Genomic DNA, 18,518 nt, shown 5'->3' with positions numbered 1-18,518 from the left:
TCCACGCTGTCGGCGCCGTCGCCGAAGTCGCTGCGGCGACGGTAGCGCACTTCCACAAACACCAGGTGCCGGCCGTCGCGCATGATGAGATCAATTTCACCCACCCGGCAGCGGAAATTGCGCATCACCGGTGTCAGGCCCCGCTCACACAGGTAGCGGTGGGCGTCCTCTTCCGCCCGGCGGCCCCGTTGCTGGTTCAGGGGGAAGCGCGTCATCACGGAGTTTCCGGGGTGGTGTCCAGCGGCGCGGGGGCCGGTCTGCCGTCCTGAAAGCGGGCCCACACCAGGGTGCGGTGCAGGTGTTGCCGCTCGTCCAGGCTCAGCCGGCCGGTGGCGCCGGCCACTTCGCTGAGCGGCTGGGTCCGCAGTTGTTGCAGCAGGGGCAGCAGGCGGTAGGCGTCGGCCCCCAGGGCGTACAAGCGGGCCAGGCCGCCGGCGTCGGGCCAGGCGGCTTCCACGCTGGTGCGTACCGGGTCGCCGCTGAGCAGCCAGGGGATATCAGTGAAGAGCACGCCGTCCATATCGCGGTCCAGTGCAGGGTTCTCGCTGCCGGCGTAGACATGGGATGTGGCCAGCACCGGTACATCGCCGGCGTAAAAGAATTTGAGTTGCGGCCGGATCAGGCGCGCCTGGCGTGGCAGGGCGGTGAGAAAGATAAAGTCCACGTCTTTGCGGCGCCGGGCCTGGAATTCCAGTTTTTCGCCCAGCACCCGCCGCAATTGCCGGGCCCGCTTTTCGCTGGCGCTTACCCCCAGCAGGTCGCGCAGGGGGGCGGAGAAATCGCTTTCCCGGGGCGGATAGTTGCGGGCCTTCAATACCGTGCCACCCAGATTTTGCCAGTGCGCCGCGAAGGCGGCATACACCCGCTCGCCCCATTCGCCCCGGGGGTAGAAGGCCAGGGCGCGGCTGTAGCCCTGCAACCAGGCGCGCTCGGCGATCTGGCGGGCCTCGTCTTCCGGCGCCAGGCCGAACTGGAAGAAATGTTTCGGCGGCAGCCCCGGGTCGTCTTCGCTGTAGTTCAGCGCCAGGGTGGGGACGGGAATGTCGCCGCCGGCCTTAAGGGCGCTGACTTTGTCTTTGTTCAAGGGGCCGACCACGTACTGGGCACCCTCCAGCAAGGCCTGCTTGTACAGGGCTTTGATGTCCGCGCCCGGGGCGCCGGTGTCATAAAAGCGGATTAACGGCTGGTAGTCAGGGTTGGGGCGGGCGAAATAGGCGGCGAGAAAACCGTCCCGCACGGCGCTGGCCACCTTGCCGTAAGGGCCGCTCATGGGCAGCAGCACGGCAATTTGCCCCGGTTGCGGCAAGACCGGGGGCTGGCGGGCTTCCAGCTCGGCGAAAAAACGGGATTTGGCGGCGGAGTGACCGGGGTAGCGGGCACGCCAGGCATCCAGGGCCGGCCCCAGGCTGAGGTCCGGCGTGGTGCGGGCGATCAGGGCCACTTCCAGCCAGCCGCTCAAGGGGTCGGGCGGCGGGGCGGTACGCAAAATCTCCAGCGCCTGGGTGCTGAGGCGGCCCAGCAGGGCCCAGACCTGGGTGCGGTTGTGTTCGGCAAAAGCCGGGTCCGTCAGCAGCGGTTCCAGGGCCACCCGCTCGCGCACTGCCTCGATGTTGTGACCCAGGCGGGCATAAGCCTGGGCCCTGAGCAAATGAATCTGGGCCCGGTCCGCGGCGGGGGTGTCGTCCCGCAAAACCGGCTGGAGCAGCCGGGGCACATCCTGGTAGCGCTGTTCCAACAGCGCCAGCCGCGCCTGCAACAGCACATAGCGGTCCAGTTTGCGGTCGCTCAGCTTTTGCGGCACCAGGGATTGCAGCACCTTGCCGGCCTCTCCCGTCCGCTGGCCGTCCAGATAAGCCTGGGCCGCGTTCAGCAGGAACTGCTGCCGGTCCTCCCCGCTGACCCTGAGTGCCAGCTTCTGGTAAATGAGGGCGGCCTGGGAATACTGTTTGGCGGCCCGCGCGGCTTCGGCCTGGGCCTTAAGCTCGCTGACCGGTGTCGGGGGGGGCGGCGGCGGTGGCGCTGTGGCGCAGGCGGCCAGTAATGCCAACAGCAGGGCGGTGGTCAGGCGGTGACTCTTGATTGGGTGTCCCAGGGGCATGGTGTTAAGATGGCGGGCCCTGACCAATGCAGGCTGAGCTTGTCCTTAAGCGGTAAGGCCACAGTATCTTTAGCCCACCGCCTTCTGTCAATGCGGCTGGGTACCTGGGTCCCGTTTGCAGGTGAGCTTTGCCGTGGCCGAAGCTCGGGGTTGAGTGAGAGGGAGGGGAATGCCCGCCGCGCGAAGGGGCTGTGAATTCTGGGGCGGCGCGGAATCGCGCCACTTTCAAGGGCTGAGTCGCTATGGCGAATGATTGCGGGCGCCTGTACATCGTCGCCACCCCCATCGGCAACCTCGGGGACATGAGTCCGCGGGCCGTTGAGATCTTGCAGACTGTGGCGCTGATCGCGGCCGAGGACACCCGCCACAGCGCCCCCCTGCTGCGCCATTTCGGCATCGACACGCCCATGGTGGCCTATCATGATCATGTGGAGCGCCGGCTTGCGCCCCGTTTGGTCCGGCGCCTGCAGGCGGGGGAATCGGTGGCCCTCATCAGCGACGCCGGCACGCCGCTGGTCAGCGATCCCGGTTTCCATCTGGTGCGGGCGGCGCGGGAGGCCGGGGTGGAAGTGGTTTCCGTTCCCGGCCCCAGCGCTGTGATGGCTGCCCTCTCGGTGGCGGGTCTGCCCACTGATCGCTTTGTGTTCGAAGGCTTTTTACCCGCCAAAGCCGGTGCCCGCCGGCGCGTTTTGGAGGCTTTGCGGGACGAAGCCCGCACGCTGGTGTTTTTTGAAGCGGGGCGGCGCTTGGTGGAATGTTTGGGGGACATGGCCGACATTTTTGGCGCGGACCGGTCGCTCGTGCTCGCCCGGGAACTCACCAAGCGCTTCGAAACCGTGCAAAGCGACACTGCAGCGGGCTTGCGCGATTGGGTGGCGGCCCGGCCCGAGCAAGGCAGGGGCGAGTGCGTGTTGGTGGCAGGTGGCGCGCCGCCGCCCAAAGGCGATGAAATCCCTGCCGCCACGCTGAACGTGCTGAATGAGTTGGCCCAAGCCCTGCCCGCCAGCCAGGCCGCCGCCCTGGCGGCCAGAATCACCGGTTACAAAAAGAACGCGCTTTACCGTCACCTGTTGTCCAATCCCCCAGATGACGAATAAAAGCTTGCACCGACAGGCGAAAAGCCTGTAGCTTGTTTCCAAGAGCCGGCCGGACAGTCGCGCCAGGCCCCGCGCCTGGGGAGGAAAGTCCGGGCTCCACAGGGCAGAGTGCCAGGTAACGCCTGGGCGGCGTGAGCCGACGGAAAGTGCCACAGAAAAGATACCGCCGATGGCGCCGGCGGCAATGCCGGCGACAGGTAAGGGTGAAATGGTGCGGTAAGAGCGCACCGCGCGGGTGGCAACACCTCGCGGCAGGGTAAACCCCACTCGGAGCAAGACCAAATAGAGGAGCCATGATGTCGCCCGCATCGCTCCCGGGTAGGTCGCATGAGGTGCGCGGTGACGTGCATCCCAGATGAATGACTGTCCCCGACAGAACCCGGCTTACAGGCCGGCTCTTTTTTTTGTGAAGAAAGAGGGGTGGGAAAAGGGGTCGCAGCCCTTTTCTCGCCCAGCAATTTTCTCAGGCCGAAAGGCGCGTGCAGATTTTCCAAGGAGCCCTTTGCTCTTTCTTTACGGCGCGTTGATCACGTTCTGGTCGGTATTCACCAGCGGGATGATCAGATCAACGGATTTCAGATGCAGGTGTCACCTTCTTCCACGCGCCCGCTGGGTATTGGGTCAGGCCCGAATTTGTCCGGCCTCAAATCCGGGCCTTGAACTTAAAGAATACGGCTAATCGCCCCGATTCGATCGATGCGCTTCGTGCTTCACCACGTACCACGGTCTGTTGTTCCAATGTCCTTCCCGATTTTCTCGCCCGGTAACATTATTTTACACCGCCACCCGTGCCGATTGATGTAAAGTTTTCGCCGAAACTTAATCCCACCCGTAAGATTCCGTCCTCAAGTGGATGATTTTTAGGACAAAGATTTTGTCCGCCCATTTCCCCGCTTCCGCCGCTAAGTTCCTGTGGTGCAAGCAGAATTCGCCGTTGCGGGACCGTAAAAATTCTTGACAGTGGCGGCTGTCAGCTCCTAGACTGTCGATAAGTGTTGCTTGGTGTCTGATTGTGGGGCAAATTCCCAAATTTGGGTGGTGCTGTGGCCGATGACGCCATTACATTTAATTTTCTCGGTACCAGCCCCCTGAATCTGGACAGCAAGGGGCGGGTGGCCATGCCCGCGCGACACCGCGAGGTGCTGGAGACCGGTTCTGAAGGAAAGATTGTGATCAATCCCGACATACGGGATGAGTGCCTGGTGATTTTCCCCGTGCCGGTGTGGGTCCAGTTCCAGGAAAAAGTCATGACGCTTCCTTTCCGGGAAGACATACAGGATTTGCAGCGCCACTTGATTGGCGGCGCGCAGGAGATCGAATTCGACAGTGCGGGCCGTATGACTATACCGCCACACTTGCGTGAACAGGCGGAACTGGGCAAGCAGGTTCTGCTGATCGGCCAAGGTAAAAAACTAGAACTGTGGGATAAAGCACGCTGGGAAGCCAAGAGGGAAAGATGGAAGCAAGAGCTCAAAACCAAGCCCTTGCCGCCTGAATTGCACACTCTGAACTTCTGACGCGTAAGGCCTATGTCCACAACGTATCCCCATCAAGCCGTCCTGTTGGACGAGGTGATGGACGCTTTGCAGATTCGCCCCGACGGCATCTATGTGGATGCCACCTTTGGGCGCGGGGGGCACGCGGAAGCCATTCTGCAAAAGCTGGGAAGCAAAGGACGCCTCATCGCTCTGGACAAGGATCCCGAGGCGGTGCAGGTGGCCATGGAGCGGCAGGCGAGGGATCGCCGCTTCGTTGTTTTCAAGGGTGCGTTTGTCATGTTGGGTTCTCTTCTGGCGGAACAGGCAGTGGTCGGCAAAGTCAATGGGCTGGTGCTGGATCTCGGCGTGTCCTCGCCCCAATTGGACGACCCGGCGCGGGGGTTCAGTTTTTTGCGCGACGGGCCTTTGGATATGCGCATGGACCCGGCCGTGGGGCTGAGCGCCGCCCAATGGCTGGCCGCGGCCTGCGAGTCGGAGATCGCCCGCGTGCTCAAAGTCTATGGCGAAGAACGCTACGCCCGCCGCCTGGCCAAAGCCATCGTCGCGGCGCGCGCCGAGGCCCCCATTGTGACCACGGGCCGCCTGGCCGGAGTGCTTGCGGCGGCTCACCCTGCCTGGGAGGAAGGCAAACACCCCGCCACCCGGGCGTTCCAGGCCATTCGCATTTATATCAACGGTGAGCTGGATGAGCTGGAGGCCTGCCTGCCCCAGGCCGTGAAGGTGCTGGCGCCGGGTGGCCGCCTGGCCGTGATCAGTTTTCATTCCCTGGAAGACCGCATGGTGAAGCGGTTTTTTCGCGAGCAGGCGCGTGGCGGCGACTTTCCCCGCGGCCTGCCGGTACGGGCCGATGCCTTCAAGCCCCTGGTGCGCCTGGTCGGCAAAGCCCGGCGTCCCGGCGGGGAGGAGCTGGCGCGCAATCCCAGGGCCCGCAGCGCCGTCTTGCGGGTGGTGGAGAAGCTGTAAGGTGGCGGCGGGAGTGATGAAAACAGGCCCTGCGAACCGGTGGCGGGGCGTGCTGATCGCCGCCTTGGTGCTGGGCACTTGCCTGTCCGCGCTGGCGGCCGTGTACAGCGCCTACCAGGGCCGCCAGCTGTTGAATGCCTTGTACGGCCTGCGCAAGGAGCAGCGCGCCATGGACGTGGAGTGGCAGCGTCTGCAACTGGAGCGCAGTACCAGCGAGGCCTATCAAAATATCGAAACCGAGGCCCGCACCACGTTGCGTATGGCGCCGCCGCGGCCTGAGCAAATCGTGATTGTCCGCCCATGAACCGTGCAGCCGATCTACCTGTCTATCCCTGGCGCCGCTGGTGTTTCATGGCCCTGGTGGGCGTGGCTGCGGCTGTGCTCCTGGCGCGGGCGGTCTATCTGCAGGGGTACCACGCCGAGGCCTTGCAACGGGAGGGCAAGTTTCTGGGCAAAGTGGTGGTGCCGGCCCACCGCGGCAATATCGTTGACCGCAACGGTGAGCCTCTGGCCGTTAGCGCGCCCATCCCCAGCGTCGTGGCCGACCCCCGTAAACTGCGCACCGCGCCCGAGACCTGGGGCGAGCTGGCCCGGGCCCTGGGCATGAGCCGGGCGCAACTTGCCGCCCGGCTGCGCAAGGCGCCGGCCGGGGCCGAATTTTGGTATTTGAAGCGTCCGGTGTTGCCCGGGGTGGCGGACGCGGTGCTGGCGGTGGGCGCTCCCGGCGTGCGTCTGGAATACCAAGACCGGCGCTATTACCCCGCCGCCGAGGTTTTCGCCCACACAGTGGGTTACACCAACATCGATGGCCAGGGGCTGGCCGGGCTGGAGCGCATGTTTGAACAACGCCTGCACAGCGAAGCCGGCGAAATGGCGGTGATGCGCGACCGCAAGGGGCGGGTCATCGACATCGTCGGCCAGAACAAGGCCGGCCGCCAGGGGGAGACGCTGATGCTGGCGCTGGACCAGCGGCTGCAATACCTGGCTTACCGCGAGCTGAAAGCGGCGGTGAGGCGGCACCGGGCCAGCGCCGGCGCGCTGGTGATTCTTGATGTGGTCACGGGTGAGATTCTGGCCATGGTCAACCAGCCCAGCTTCAACCCCAACAATCGCGCCACCATGGTGGATAAAAAAGGCCGGCCCGACCACGACAAGCTGCGCAACCGGGCGCTGACCGATGTGTTTGAGCCCGGTTCCACGGTCAAACCGTTTACGGTGGCCGCCGCCCTGGAGGCGGGAGTGGTTCGCCCCGACACGCTGATCGACGCCCGTTCCGGCGTCTACCGGGTGGGTGGCCAGACCGTGCGCGACGGCCGCGACCTGGGGGTGATTGACGTGACCACCGTGTTGCAAAAATCCAGCAATATCGGGGCGGCCAAAATCGCCCGGCAGATGCCCCGCGAGACCCTGTGGCGCTTCTTCCGGGCCGTGGGCTTCGGGGCCGCGCCGGAGAGCGGCTTTCCCGGTGAGGCCGTGGGGCGCATGTCGCACTTCCGCGACTGGTACCCCATTGACCATGCCACCTTTTCCTTTGGCTATGGCGTGGCCGTGTCTGCCCTGCAGCTGGCCCGGGCCTACGCCGTCCTGGGCGCCGGTGGTGTCATCAAGCCCGTGTCTTTTCTGGCGGTGGACCACACTCCCCTGGGCCGGCGGGTGATGAGCCCGCGCACCGCCGCCACCGTGGTGCACATGCTGGAGTCTGTGGTCGCCGAGGGTGGCACGGCGGTGCGTGCCGCCGTGCCCGGCTACCGGGTGGCGGGAAAAACCGGCACCGTACGCCAGGTGGAGCACGGTGTTTATGCCGAAGACAAATACTGGGCCCTGTTCGCCGGCCTGGTTCCTGCCAGCCAGCCGCGCCTGGCCACGGTGGTGGTCATTGACAACCCCCGCAGTGACGACTACTACGGTGGCTTGGTGGCGGCGCCGGTGTTCGCCAGGGTGATGGAGGGGGCGTTGCGCATCCTGGACATCCCCCCCGACAACCTGTCCACCCTGGCAGGTCGGCGCGTGGCCGGAAGGGGGCTTTGATGATGGCCGCATCGTACCGGGCCGCCCGCTGGACCCTGCGGCCCCTGCTGGCCGGTGTGGCCCTGCCCCCGCCGCAGGCCGATGTGCCCGTCGCCGGCCTGTCGCTGGACAGCCGCCGGGTGCAGGCCGGTGATTTGTTTTTTGCCTGCCTTGGCCGCGCCGCCCGGGGGCACGACTTCATTCCCGCCGCCCTGGCCCGGGGCGCCGCCGCCGTGTGTTACGACGCGGCCTGCCCGGTCTCGTCGGACAGCCCCGTGCCCCTGGTGCCGGTGGTGGATCTCGGCCGCCGGGTCGGTGCCCTTGCCGCGCGGTTTTACGGCCAGCCCTCCCGCGAGCTGAACGTGATCGGCATCACCGGCACCAACGGCAAAACCTCCTGCAGTCACTTCCTCGCCCAGGTCCTGGACGAGCCCGGGGCGCGCTGCGCCGTGGTGGGCACCTTGGGCAGCGGCACGCTGGAGCGCTTGCACAGCAGCCGTCACACCACCCCCGATCCGATCTCTCTCCAGGCCCGGCTGGCGGAATTGCGCGCCCAGGGGGTGCAGCGCCTGGCCATGGAAGTCTCCAGCCACGCGCTGGATCAGGGGCGGGTGGAGGGGGTGGCCTTTCGCGGGGCCGTATTCACTAACCTGTCCCGCGACCACCTGGACTATCATGGCGACATGGCGGCCTATGCCTTGGCCAAACAACGCCTGTTCAATCTTCCTGCCCTGCGCTACGCCGTGGTGAATGGCGATGACCGCTACGGCCGCACTATCCTCGCCACCGAGCGGCCGGGGGTGGCGGCGGTCAGTTACGGTTTGGGTCCGGCCGTGGCCGCTACCGTTCCCCATTTGCGGGGCCAGGTGCAAAAATACGCACCGCACGGTTTCGAACTGCAAGTGGAAGGGCCCTGGGGAGAGGGGCGGGTGACCGTGCCCCTGCTGGGCCGCTTCAACGCCGCCAACGTCCTGGCTGTTATCGCCACCGCGCTGGCTGAAGGTTGGACGCTTTCCACCATCCTGGAGCGGGTGGCCCGGCTGCGCCCCGTGCCGGGGCGCATGGAGGTGATCGCCGCCGCCGGCCGGCCGCTGGTGGTGGTGGACTATGCCCACACCCCCGATGCCCTGGAGCAGGCCCTGAGCAGTCTCCGGCCCCACGTGTCCGGCCGCCTGTGGTGCGTGTTCGGCTGCGGCGGCGAGCGGGACCGGGGCAAGCGGCCGCTGATGGGCGGCATTGCCGCGCGCCTGGCGGACCGCGTCATTGTTACCGACGACAATCCCCGCAGCGAAGATCCCGCCGCCATCGCGGCGGACATCCTGGCCGGCATGGCGCCGCGCGCAGTGCCGGTGATCCACGCCCGCGACGCCGCCATCCGCGAGGCCATCGGCCGGGCGGGGGCCGGGGACGCCGTCCTCATCGCCGGCAAGGGTCACGAGCGTGAACAAGTGCTTGCCACGGGCGCCACGGCCTTTTGTGACCGCACCTGGGCGGCGCGCTGCCTGACGGAGGGGTGCAGATGATCGCCTGGACCCTGGCCGAGGTGGCCGCTGCCGTGGGTGGGACGCGTCATGGCGCCGATGCCGCCTTTACCGGCGTCAGCACCGACACCCGCACCCTGGCGCCGGGCCAGCTCTACGTGGCCCTCAAGGGGCCCAACTTCGACGGCCACGCGTTTCTCACCCGGGCGCGGGAATGCGGCGCCGCCGCGGCCCTGCAAAGCGCTGCCCCGGTGGCCGGCCTGCCCTGCGTGCAGGTGGCTGACACCCGCGCCGCCCTGGGTGCCCTGGCCGCCGCCTGGCGGGCCCGTTTTGTCCTGCCCGTGGTGGGGGTGACCGGCAGCAACGGCAAAACCACGGTCAAGGAGATGCTGGCGGCCATGTTTGCCGCCGCCGGGCCGGCCCTGGCCACTGCCGGCAATCTGAACAATGACATCGGTGTGCCCCTGACCTTGTTTGGTCTTGGTGGGGAACACCGTTATGCGGTGATCGAAATGGGCGCCAATCACCCCGGTGAAATCGCCGCTCTGGCGGGCCTGGCGCGGCCCACGGCCGCCGTGGTCACCAATGCCGCGCCGGCCCACCTGGAAGGTTTCGGCACGCTGGAAGGGGTGGCCCGGGCCAAGGGCGAGTTGTTCAGCGCCCTGCCCGGGGATGGCCTGGCGGTGTACAACCTGGACGATGAGTTCGCGCCCCTGTGGCGAGAGCTGATCGGAAACCGGCGGGCGGTGTCTTTTTCCGTCCACGGCCAGGGGGATGTGCACGCCATGCCGGCTTCTTTGCGCATCGAGTTCGAGCCCGAGACCCGCATGGCTTTCGAACTCATGACCCCCCGGGGCCGTTACACCCTGCGCACGACCCTGCTCGGCGCCCACAACGTGAGCAACGCGGTGGCCGCCGCCGCCGTGGCGCTGGGGGTGGGGCTGGACGTGGAGCACGTGTACAAGGGCCTGCTCGCCCTCAGGCCCCTGCCGGGACGCATGTTTCCCATCACCTTGCGCCGCGGCGTCACCGTCGTGGATGACACCTACAACGCCAATCCCGCTTCCCTGGACGCCGCCCTCAGGGTGCTCAGGGAAATGCCCGGCCGCCGCATCCTGGTGCTGGGTGATATGGGCGAGTTGGGGGATGCCGCGGCGGACTGGCACGCCACGGCGGGCGACCGGGCGCGCCTGCTGGATGTGGACGAGGTGTACACCGTGGGGGCTTTCAGCCGCCTGGCCGGCGAGCGCTTTGGCCCGGGCGGCGTCCATTTTCCCCACAAAGACGCGCTGCTGGCGGCCTTGCGGGAGCGGCTCGACGGTGCCGGTCATCTGCCCCTGTCCATCCTGGTGAAGGGCTCGCGCCGGGCCGGGATGGAACAGATCGTTGCGGCGTTGACGCCGGCAGAGGAGCCCTAGCGCCATGTTGCTCTACCTCACCGAGTGGCTCGCCCGTTTTCACAGCGGCTTCAACGTATTTCAGTACCTGACCCTGCGGGCCATTCTGGGCGTGCTCACCGCACTGGTGTTTTGCTTCGTCTTCGGGCCCGGCATGATCCGCCGTCTCACCCGCTTCAACATGGGCCAGCCCATCCGCGATCTGGGCCCGGAAAGCCACCAGCAAAAAGCCGGCACCCCCACCATGGGCGGGGCCTTGATCCTGGTGGCCATTGCCGTGGCCACCTTGCTGTGGGCGGATTTGTCCAACCGCTACGTGTGGATCGTGCTCATCGTCACCTTGCTGTTCGGCGCTGTGGGCTGGGTGGACGATTACCGCAAGCTGGCCCTGAAAGACTCAAGAGGCCTCACCGCCCGGGAAAAATACCTGTGGCAGTCCCTCATCGGCCTGGCCGCCGCCCTGGTGCTGTATTTCACCGCCGAGACGGCGGTGGAGACCCGGCTCATTCTGCCTTTCGTGAAAGACGTGGCGGTGGAACTGGGGCTGGTGGGATTTGTGCTGCTCAGCTACCTGATGATCGTGGGTTTCAGCAACGCGGTGAACCTCACCGACGGCCTGGACGGGCTGGCCATCATGCCCACGGTGCTGGTGGCCGGGGCCCTGGGGATTTTCGCCTACGCCACCGGCAATGTGAAATTCGCCGGCTATCTCGGCATCCCCTACGTGCCGGGGGCGGGGGAAGTGGTGGTGCTCTGCGGCGCCCTGGTGGGAGCGGGCCTGGGTTTTCTGTGGTTCAACGCCTACCCGGCCCAGGTGTTCATGGGCGACATTGGCGCCCTGGCGCTGGGGGCGGCCCTGGGCACGCTGGCCATTGTGGTGCGCCAGGAAATCGTGCTGCTGATCATGGGCGGGGTGTTCGTGATGGAGACCTTGTCGGTGATGCTGCAGGTGGCCTCGTTCAAGCTTACGGGCAAGCGCATCTTCCGCATGGCGCCCTTGCATCATCACTTTGAATTGCAGGGCTGGCCGGAGCCGCGGGTCATCGTGCGTTTTTGGATCATTACCGTGATTTTGGTCTTGGTGGGGCTGGCCAGCCTCAAAATCCGGTAGGGCAGATGGTGACCACGGCAGCGCAACAGGCACCCCGCATCATGGCAGAACCGTCCATAGCCAATCTCATCGTCGGTCTGGGCCGGACGGGCCTGGCCTGCGCGGAACACTTTGCCCGCCGCGGCGAGCCCTTCGCGGTGATCGACAGCCGCCCCCAGCCGCCGGCCCTGGCGGCGTTCAGGGCGGCTTTTCCCGCCGCGCCTCTGTTCCTCGGCGGCTTCGACCCCATGGTGTTCTGGCGCGCCCGGCGCCTGATTTTAAGCCCCGGCGTGTCGGCGGAAGAGAGCGTCGTCAAGGCGGCCCGCCAGCGGGGGGTGGAGATCGTGGGCGACATCGAGCTGTTCGCCCGCGTGGCCCGGGCGCCCGTCGCGGCCATCACCGGCTCCAACGGCAAGAGTACAGTCACCGCCTTGCTGGGGGAGATGGCGCGGACCGCCGGCCGGGATGTGCGCGTGGGGGGCAATATTGGCACCCCCGCCTTGTCCCTGCTGCAGGAGCGGGAGCCGGATCTCTATGTGCTGGAGCTGTCCAGTTTTCAGCTGGAGACCACCGCTTCCCTCGATGCCGCCACGGCGGCGGTGCTCAACATCAGCCCCGACCACTTGGACCGCTACCCCGACGTGGCGGCCTATAGTGCCGCCAAGGCCCGCATTTATCGCGGTGGCGGCGTGATGGTCATCAATGCCGATGACCCTGCCGTGCGCGCCCTGGCCACGCCCTGGCGCCGTACCCTCACGTTCACCTTGGGCGCGCCGGCAGCGGGGGCCTTTGGCCTGCGCCAGTGCCACGGTCGCCCTTGGCTGGCCCAGGGGGAGCGGCTGCTCATGGCGGCGGCAGAGCTGCGCATCAAGGGGCGCCACAACACGGCCAACGCCCTGGCCGCCCTGGCTTTGGGCACGGCGCTGCAACTGCCTCTGGAGGCCATGCTGGAGGCGCTCAGGTGTTTTTGCGGCCTGCCCCACCGCAGCCAGTGGGTGGCGGAGCGGGACGGGGTGCAGTGGTTCGACGATTCCAAGGCCACCAATGTGGGCGCTGCCCTGGCGGCGCTGGCCGGCCTGCCCGGTCCCATCGTGCTCATCGCCGGCGGTCTGGGCAAGGGGCAGGACTTTACGCCGCTCAAAGAGGCGGTGCGGGAAAAGGCCCGGGCCGTGATTCTGCTGGGCCGCGATGCCCGGCGCGTGGAAGCGGCGCTGGCCGGGGTGGTTCCCGTGGTGCGGGTCCAGGACATGGACGGCGCCGTGGCCGCCGCGGCCCGGCAGGCGCAGCCCGGTGATACGGTGTTGCTGTCGCCCGCCTGTGCCAGCTTCGACATGTTTGATGGCTTCGAGGCCCGCGGCCGGGCCTTCGCCGCGGCGGTGATCAGGCGGCTGCAATGTTAAACGCCGTCTTGACATCCCGCGCCGTCCCGCCCCGCTCCCGCCCCGGCTCGGAGGCCTGGGTGGATCCCTGGGTGAGCGGTCTGGTGCTGGCCCTGTTGTTGCTGGGTCTGGTGATGCTGGCCTCGGCCTCCATGGCCCTGATGGCGGCGGAAGGGCACGGCCCGTTTCATCTGTTTCTGCGCCAGCTTTTGTTTGCCTTGCTGGCGGTGGTGGTGGCGGTGGCGGTGGTGCACTGCCCCTTGCGGCTGTGGTCGCGTCTCGGCGTGGTATTGCTGCTGCTGGCCATGGCCTTGCTGGTGCTGGTGCTGGTGGTGGGGGAACTGACCAAGGGCAGTACCCGCTGGTTGTCCCTGGGCCTGTTTAACTTTCAGCCCTCGGAACTGGCGAAACTGCTGCTCATTGTCTACCTGGCCGGCTACCTGGTGCGCCACGGCCAGGCGGTCAGGGAGACGGCGGCGGGCTTTCTCAAGCCCATGCTCGTGGTGGGTGTGGTGGGCCTGCTGTTGGTGTTGGAGCCCGATTACGGCGCCTTTGCCGTGATCACCGCGACGGCCCTGGGATTGCTGTTTCTGGGGGGGGTGCACCTGGTGCCCTTTGGCGGGACGCTGGCCGGCGCCGGTGCCATTTTCGCCGGGCTGGTTATGGCCAACCCGGAGCGGCTCAGCCGCGTGCTGGCCTTTCTTGATCCCCGGGCCGATGCGGCAGGGGACGGTTATCAGCTCATCCAGTCCGAAGTGGCCTTCGGTCGGGGCGAACTCCTGGGAGCGGGCCTGGGCGAGTCGGTGCAGAAAATGCTCTACCTGCCCGAGGCGGAGACGGATTTTCTTTTCGCCGTGCTGGGAGAGGAACTGGGCCTTCTGGGCACTGCCACGGTCATCGTGCTCTATGCCCTCCTGGTGTGGCGCATGGGTATGATCGCCCGCCGGGCGGAGCAGGCCGGGCAGCACTTCGGCGCCTTCCTGGCCTATGGTGTCGGCATCTGGCTGGGTCTGCAGGCCTTTGTCAACATGGGGGTGAACATGGGCCTGTTGCCCACCAAGGGTATTACCTTGCCGCTGATGAGCTACGGCGGTTCCAGTTTGCTCATTACCCTCATCGCCGTGGCGTTGGTGCTCAGGGTGGACCGGGAAACCCGCTTTCCCGCCTTGCGGGGGGGCGTATGACCACGGTGCTGATCATGGCGGGGGGCACCGGCGGGCACGTGTTTCCCGCCCTGGCGGTGGCCGAGGCCCTGCGGGCACGGGGCGCCGAGGTGCGCTGGCTGGGCACCCGGCGGGGCCTGGAGGCGGAGCTGGTGCCCAAAGCGGGTTTTCCCCTGGACTGGATCAGTATCGGCGGCCTGCGGGGCAAGGGTCTCGCCGCGTGGGCCGCGGCGCCTGTCAAGCTCGCCGTGGCCGTGGCGCAGGTGACCCGGGTGATATTTCAGCGGCGACCGGCAGTGGTGTTGGGCATGGGCGGTTTTGTCACCGGTCCCGGCGGCCTGGCCGCGAAGCTGTGGTGCAAGCCCCTGCTCATTCACGAGCAGAACGCCGTCGCCGGTTTGACCAACCGCCTCCTGGCGCCGCTGGCCCGGCGGGTGTTCGAGGCTTTCCCCGGCACCTTCCCACACCGCCGCCACGCCGTGGTGACGGGTAATCCGGTGCGCACGGCCATCGCCAGCCTGCCGCCCCCGGCGCAGCGTTTCGCCGACCGCGCCGGAGCGGTGCGCGTGTTGGTGCTGGGTGGCAGTCAGGGGGCGGGGGCGCTCAACGCCTTGGTGCCACAGGCCCTGGCGGGGCTGAGCCGGCGGCCAGAGGTGTGGCACCAGAGCGGCAAACGCCATCTGGAGGACACCCGCGCGGCCTATGAGGCCGCCGGGGTGGCGGCGCGCATCGAGCCCTTCATCGAGGACATGGCCGCGGCCTACGGCTGGGCCGATCTGGTGATCTGCCGCGCCGGGGCCCTCACGGTGAGTGAACTGGCGGCGGCGGGGCTGGGTGCCGTCCTGGTGCCCTATCCCTTTGCGGTGGATGACCACCAGAGCCGCAATGCTGACCACCTCGCCGCGGCCGGGGCCGCCGTGGTCGTCCCCCAGGCGGATCTGAGTGCCGTGGGTTTGCGCGAAATTTTAAGCGGCTGGGGCGCGGACCGCAGCCGGTTGCTGGCGATGGCCGGGGCCGCCCGGCGCCTGGCACGGGTCGATGCGGCCGAACAGGTGGCGAAGCAGTGCCTGGAGGTGGCCCGTGGTGCCTGAGGTCATTCACGCCCCCACGGCCGGCCGCCGCATGGGCCGCATCCGCCGGGTACATTTCGTCGGCATCGGCGGGGTGGGCATGGGCGGCATCGCCGAAGTGCTGCACAACCTGGGTTATCGGGTGAGCGGTTCTGATTTGCGCGACAATGCCCTGACCCGGCGCCTGGCCGGCCTGGGCATCGCCGTGACGTTGGGGCATGTGGCGCGCAACGTGGCCGAGGCCGACGTGGTGGTGATCTCCAGCGCCGTGAGTGCGGACAACCCGGAAGTGGCCGCCGCCCACCAGCGCCGCGTGCCCGTGGTGCGGCGGGCGGAGATGCTGGCCGAACTGATGCGCTTCCGCTACGGCATTGCCGTGGCCGGGACCCACGGCAAAACCACCACCACCAGCCTCATCGCCAGCCTCTTGGCCGAGGGCGGGCTGGACCCCACCTTCGTCATCGGTGGCCGCCTCAACAGCGCCGGCGCCAACGCCCGCCTGGGGGCGGGGGATTATCTGGTGGCGGAGGCCGACGAGAGCGATGCGTCGTTTCTGCACCTCTCGCCCATGTTGGCGGTGGTGACCAACATCGACGCCGATCATCTGGAGACCTACGGCGGCGATTTTGCCCGCCTGCAACAAACCTTCGTGGAATTTCTCTACCGCCTGCCTTTCTACGGCCTGGCGGTGATGTGTGGCGACGATCCCGTCATCCAGACCCTGCTGGAAGCCGTGCCCCGGCCGGTATTGACCTACGGCCTGGGGGAAGGGGTGGACGTGCGGGCCGTGGATTTGCGGCAACAGGGCGCCACCGCCAGCTTCACCGTGCAGCGCAAGGGGCGCCCGCTCCTGCCGCTGACGGTCAACCTGCCCGGCCGCCACAATGTGCAAAACGCCCTGGCGGCGGTGGCCGTGGCCCAGGAGCTGGGGGTGGCCGATGCGGCCGTCAGCAGCGGCCTGACCCGGTTCCAGGGCATCGGCCGGCGCTTTCAGTTGAACGGCGAGCACCAGACCCGCGCGGGCCGGGTGCTGTTGGTGGACGACTACGGCCACCATCCCCGGGAAATCGCTGCCACCTTCCGGGCCTTACGCGGCGGCTGGCCGGAGCGGCGGCTGGTGGTGGCTTTTCAGCCTCATCGCTACAGCCGCACCCGTGATCTGTTTGAGGACTTTGCCAGAGTGCTGTCGGAGGCGGATGTCCTGGTGCTGCTGGAGGTGTATCCCGCCGGTGAGGCGCCTTTGCCCGGCGCCGACGGCCGTGCCCTGGCGCGGGCCATCCGTGCCCGCGCTCAGCTCGATCCCGTGTTCGTGGAGACCCTGGCGGAACTGCCCCAGGTGCTGGGCGGTGTGCTGCAAGACGGCGATGTGCTGCTCACCCTGGGGGCGGGAGATATCGGAGCCGCTGCGGCCAAGTTGCCGGAGCAGCTCCGGGAGAGTGCGCTGTGATGGCCGCGCCGCACATGGCCCTGCGCGGCCGCCTGCTGCGGGACGAGCCCCTGGCCGGCCACACCACCTGGCGGGTGGGCGGCCCCGCGCGGCAGTACTACGAGCCGGCGGATCTGGATGATTTGGCGCTGTTTTTGCGCGCTCTGCCGGCGGACGAGCCGCTCTTGTGGCTGGGTCTGGGCAGTAATCTGCTGGTGCGGGACGGTGGTTTTCCCGGCACCGTCATCGCCACCGCCGGGGCCCTGGCCGGGCTCAGTTTGCTGGACGGGCGCAGCGTGCGTGCCGAAGCGGGTGTGGCCTGCAACAAAGTGGCCCGCTTTGCCGCCCGCCACGGTCTGGTGGGGGCGGAATTTTTAGCCGGCATTCCCGGCGCTGTGGGTGGTGCCCTGGCCATGAACGCCGGGGCCTTTGGCGGCGAGACCTGGTCCATCGTGCAGGCGGTGGAGACGCTGGACCGCCACGGCCGGCGCCGCACGCGCACGCCGGCGGATTTCACCGTCGGTTACCGTTCGGTGGCGGGCCCGGCGGAAGAGTGGTTTGCGGCGGCCCGCTTCCGCTTCAGCCCCGGCGATGGCGTGGCCAGTTTGGAACGGGTGAAGGCCCTGCTGGCCCGCCGCAATGCCAGCCAGCCGGTGGGCCTGCCCTCCTGCGGCTCGGTGTTTCGCAATCCGCCGGGGGATCACGCCGCCCGCCTGATCGAGGCCTGCGGCCTGAAAGGCCATTGCGTCGGCGGGGCCTGCGTGGCGGATAAGCACGCCAATTTCATCATCAATACCGGCGCCGCCACGGCGGCGGACATCGAAGACCTGATCGAGTACGTGGCCGCCACCGTTGCCGCCCGGGAAGGCGTCGCGCTGCAGCGGGAAGTGGTGATCACGGGTGCGCGGCAAGGGGCGGGCGATGGCTGCTGATCCCACCGTTTTCGGCAAAGTTGCCGTGCTCCTGGGCGGGCGCTCGGCGGAGCGCGAAGTGTCGCTGAAAAGCGGCGCGGCTGTGCTGGCCGCCCTGCGCACGCGAGGTGTGGATGCCCACGGCATCGACGCCGGTGCGGATCTGGTGCCGCAGTTGCTGGCGGGCCGCTTCGACCGGGCCTTCATCGTGCTGCACGGCCGCGGCGGCGAGGATGGCACGGTGCAGGGGGCGCTGGAGACCCTGGGTCTGCCCTACACCGGCAGCGGCGTGCTGGGCTCCGCGCTGGCCATGGACAAGCTGCGCTGCAAACAAATCTGGTTGGCGGGAGGTTTGCCCACGCCGCCGTGGCGGGTGCTGGGCGAGGGCTTTGACGCCGCGGCGGTGGCGGGGGAGCTGGGGCTGCCCATGGCGGTGAAGCCGGCGTTGGAGGGCTCCAGCCTGGGCACCACCAAAGTGACGCGCACTGAGCAGCTGCTGCCCGCCTACGTGGCCGCGACGCGCTTCGCCAGTCCGGTGATGGCCGAACCCTGGATTGAGGGGGAGGAATACACCGCGGCGGTGCTGGGGCGCGAGGTGCTGCCCCTGATCCGCCTGGAACCGGCGGCGCCTTTTTACGACTACGCGGCCAAGTATGAACGCAATGACACCCGCTATCACTGCCCCGCCGGTCTGCCGCCGATGCAGGAACGAGAATTCGCGGCCTTGTGTCTGGCGGCCTTCGACGCCGTGGCGGCCTCCGGCTGGGGCCGGGTGGATTTTATGGTGGACGGTGCGGGCCGGCCCTGGCTGCTGGAAGTGAACACCGTGCCCGGCATGACGGATCACAGCCTGGTGCCCATGGCGGCCCAGGCGAGGGGGATGGATTTCCCCGAGTTGGTGTGGCGCATTCTGGAGACGAGTGTGTAGCCGTGGCGG

Annotated in this window: 16 protein-coding genes and 1 other RNA gene; 15 read left to right on the top strand and 2 right to left on the bottom strand. The window is 67.6% G+C overall.

Going from position 1 to position 18,518, the window contains the following annotated elements; genetic code table 11:
- Together ENJ19_02470 and ENJ19_02465 are read right to left on the bottom strand one after the other, a co-directional pair.
- Positions 1 to 215: YraN family protein (locus ENJ19_02470; GenBank protein ID HHM04592.1), on the bottom strand; the 215-nt coding region annotated here is incomplete at its 3' end.
- Positions 215 to 2,098 (bottom strand): penicillin-binding protein activator, encoded by a 1,884-nt coding sequence (locus tag ENJ19_02465; protein HHM04591.1) that lies wholly within the window; start codon positions 2,096 to 2,098, stop codon positions 215 to 217. The genes ENJ19_02465 and ENJ19_02470, both read right to left, overlap by 1 nt.
- A 242-nt stretch (positions 2,099 to 2,340) precedes the next feature.
- On the opposite strand from ENJ19_02465, the gene rsmI reads away from it, so the two are divergent.
- The 15 genes from rsmI to ENJ19_02390 all read left to right on the top strand — a co-directional run bounded on the left by rsmI (position 2,341) and on the right by ENJ19_02390 (position 18,509).
- Positions 2,341 to 3,195: a 16S rRNA (cytidine(1402)-2'-O)-methyltransferase gene (gene rsmI, locus ENJ19_02460; GenBank protein ID HHM04590.1), complete on the top strand. Its 855-nt coding sequence runs from the start codon at positions 2,341 to 2,343 to the stop codon at positions 3,193 to 3,195.
- A 41-nt stretch (positions 3,196 to 3,236) separates the two neighbouring features.
- Positions 3,237 to 3,598: RNase P RNA component class A (gene rnpB, locus ENJ19_02455), an RNA gene on the top strand.
- A gap of 607 nt (positions 3,599 to 4,205) precedes the next feature.
- Positions 4,206 to 4,712 (top strand): transcriptional regulator MraZ, encoded by a 507-nt coding sequence (gene mraZ, locus ENJ19_02450; protein HHM04589.1) that lies wholly within the window; start codon positions 4,206 to 4,208, stop codon positions 4,710 to 4,712.
- Positions 4,713 to 4,724: 12 nt separating this feature from the next.
- The gene (gene rsmH / locus ENJ19_02445) at positions 4,725 to 5,657 is read left to right on the top strand and encodes a 16S rRNA (cytosine(1402)-N(4))-methyltransferase RsmH (GenBank protein ID HHM04588.1); all 933 of its coding nucleotides are present in this window, start codon (positions 4,725 to 4,727) and stop codon (positions 5,655 to 5,657) included.
- Positions 5,542 to 5,961: a cell division protein FtsL gene (gene ftsL / locus ENJ19_02440; protein HHM04587.1), complete on the top strand. Its 420-nt coding sequence runs from the start codon at positions 5,542 to 5,544 to the stop codon at positions 5,959 to 5,961. Before rsmH ends, ftsL begins: the two co-directional genes overlap by 116 nt.
- Positions 5,962 to 6,008: 47 nt before the next feature.
- Positions 6,009 to 7,685, top strand: a complete 1,677-nt coding sequence (locus tag ENJ19_02435) for a penicillin-binding protein 2 (GenBank protein HHM04586.1) — start codon at positions 6,009 to 6,011, stop codon at positions 7,683 to 7,685.
- Positions 7,686 to 7,687: 2 nt separating this feature from the next.
- Complete coding sequence (locus ENJ19_02430) at positions 7,688 to 9,187, top strand: UDP-N-acetylmuramoyl-L-alanyl-D-glutamate--2,6-diaminopimelate ligase (protein HHM04585.1); 1,500 nt, start codon at positions 7,688 to 7,690, stop codon at positions 9,185 to 9,187.
- Complete coding sequence (locus tag ENJ19_02425; GenBank protein HHM04584.1) at positions 9,184 to 10,563, top strand: UDP-N-acetylmuramoyl-tripeptide--D-alanyl-D-alanine ligase; 1,380 nt, start codon at positions 9,184 to 9,186, stop codon at positions 10,561 to 10,563. The genes ENJ19_02430 and ENJ19_02425 overlap by 4 nt, the downstream gene beginning before the upstream one ends.
- 4 nt (positions 10,564 to 10,567) lie before the next feature.
- Entirely contained in the window at positions 10,568 to 11,653 is a 1,086-nt protein-coding gene (locus ENJ19_02420) for a phospho-N-acetylmuramoyl-pentapeptide-transferase (GenBank protein HHM04583.1), read from the top strand.
- A gap of 41 nt (positions 11,654 to 11,694) precedes the next feature.
- Entirely contained in the window at positions 11,695 to 13,032 is a 1,338-nt protein-coding gene (locus ENJ19_02415) for a UDP-N-acetylmuramoyl-L-alanine--D-glutamate ligase (protein HHM04582.1), read from the top strand.
- A complete protein-coding gene (gene ftsW / locus ENJ19_02410) occupies positions 13,026 to 14,195 on the top strand; it encodes a putative lipid II flippase FtsW (GenBank protein HHM04581.1) in 1,170 nt (389 codons plus the stop codon). The genes ENJ19_02415 and ftsW overlap by 7 nt, the downstream gene beginning before the upstream one ends.
- A complete protein-coding gene (gene murG, locus ENJ19_02405) occupies positions 14,192 to 15,265 on the top strand; it encodes an undecaprenyldiphospho-muramoylpentapeptide beta-N-acetylglucosaminyltransferase (protein ID HHM04580.1) in 1,074 nt (357 codons plus the stop codon). Before ftsW ends, murG begins: the two co-directional genes overlap by 4 nt.
- 31 nt (positions 15,266 to 15,296) lie before the next feature.
- Positions 15,297 to 16,691, top strand: coding sequence for a UDP-N-acetylmuramate--L-alanine ligase (locus ENJ19_02400; protein ID HHM04579.1), 1,395 nt, complete (start codon positions 15,297 to 15,299; stop codon positions 16,689 to 16,691).
- Positions 16,691 to 17,602 carry a UDP-N-acetylmuramate dehydrogenase gene (murB, locus tag ENJ19_02395; protein HHM04578.1) on the top strand — a complete coding sequence of 304 codons (912 nt, stop codon included), beginning with the start codon at positions 16,691 to 16,693 and terminating at the stop codon, positions 17,600 to 17,602. The genes ENJ19_02400 and murB overlap by 1 nt, the downstream gene beginning before the upstream one ends.
- Positions 17,592 to 18,509, top strand: a complete 918-nt coding sequence (locus ENJ19_02390; GenBank protein HHM04577.1) for a D-alanine--D-alanine ligase — start codon at positions 17,592 to 17,594, stop codon at positions 18,507 to 18,509. The genes murB and ENJ19_02390 overlap by 11 nt, the downstream gene beginning before the upstream one ends.
- Positions 18,510 to 18,518 lie beyond the last annotated feature (9 nt).

The sequence above is a fragment of the Gammaproteobacteria bacterium genome (assembly GCA_011375345.1).
Lineage (GTDB): Bacteria > Pseudomonadota > Gammaproteobacteria > DRLM01 > DRLM01 > DRLM01.
The sequence above is the reverse complement of the archived record's forward strand: the minus strand, read 5'-3'. Positions and strand labels throughout refer to the sequence as shown.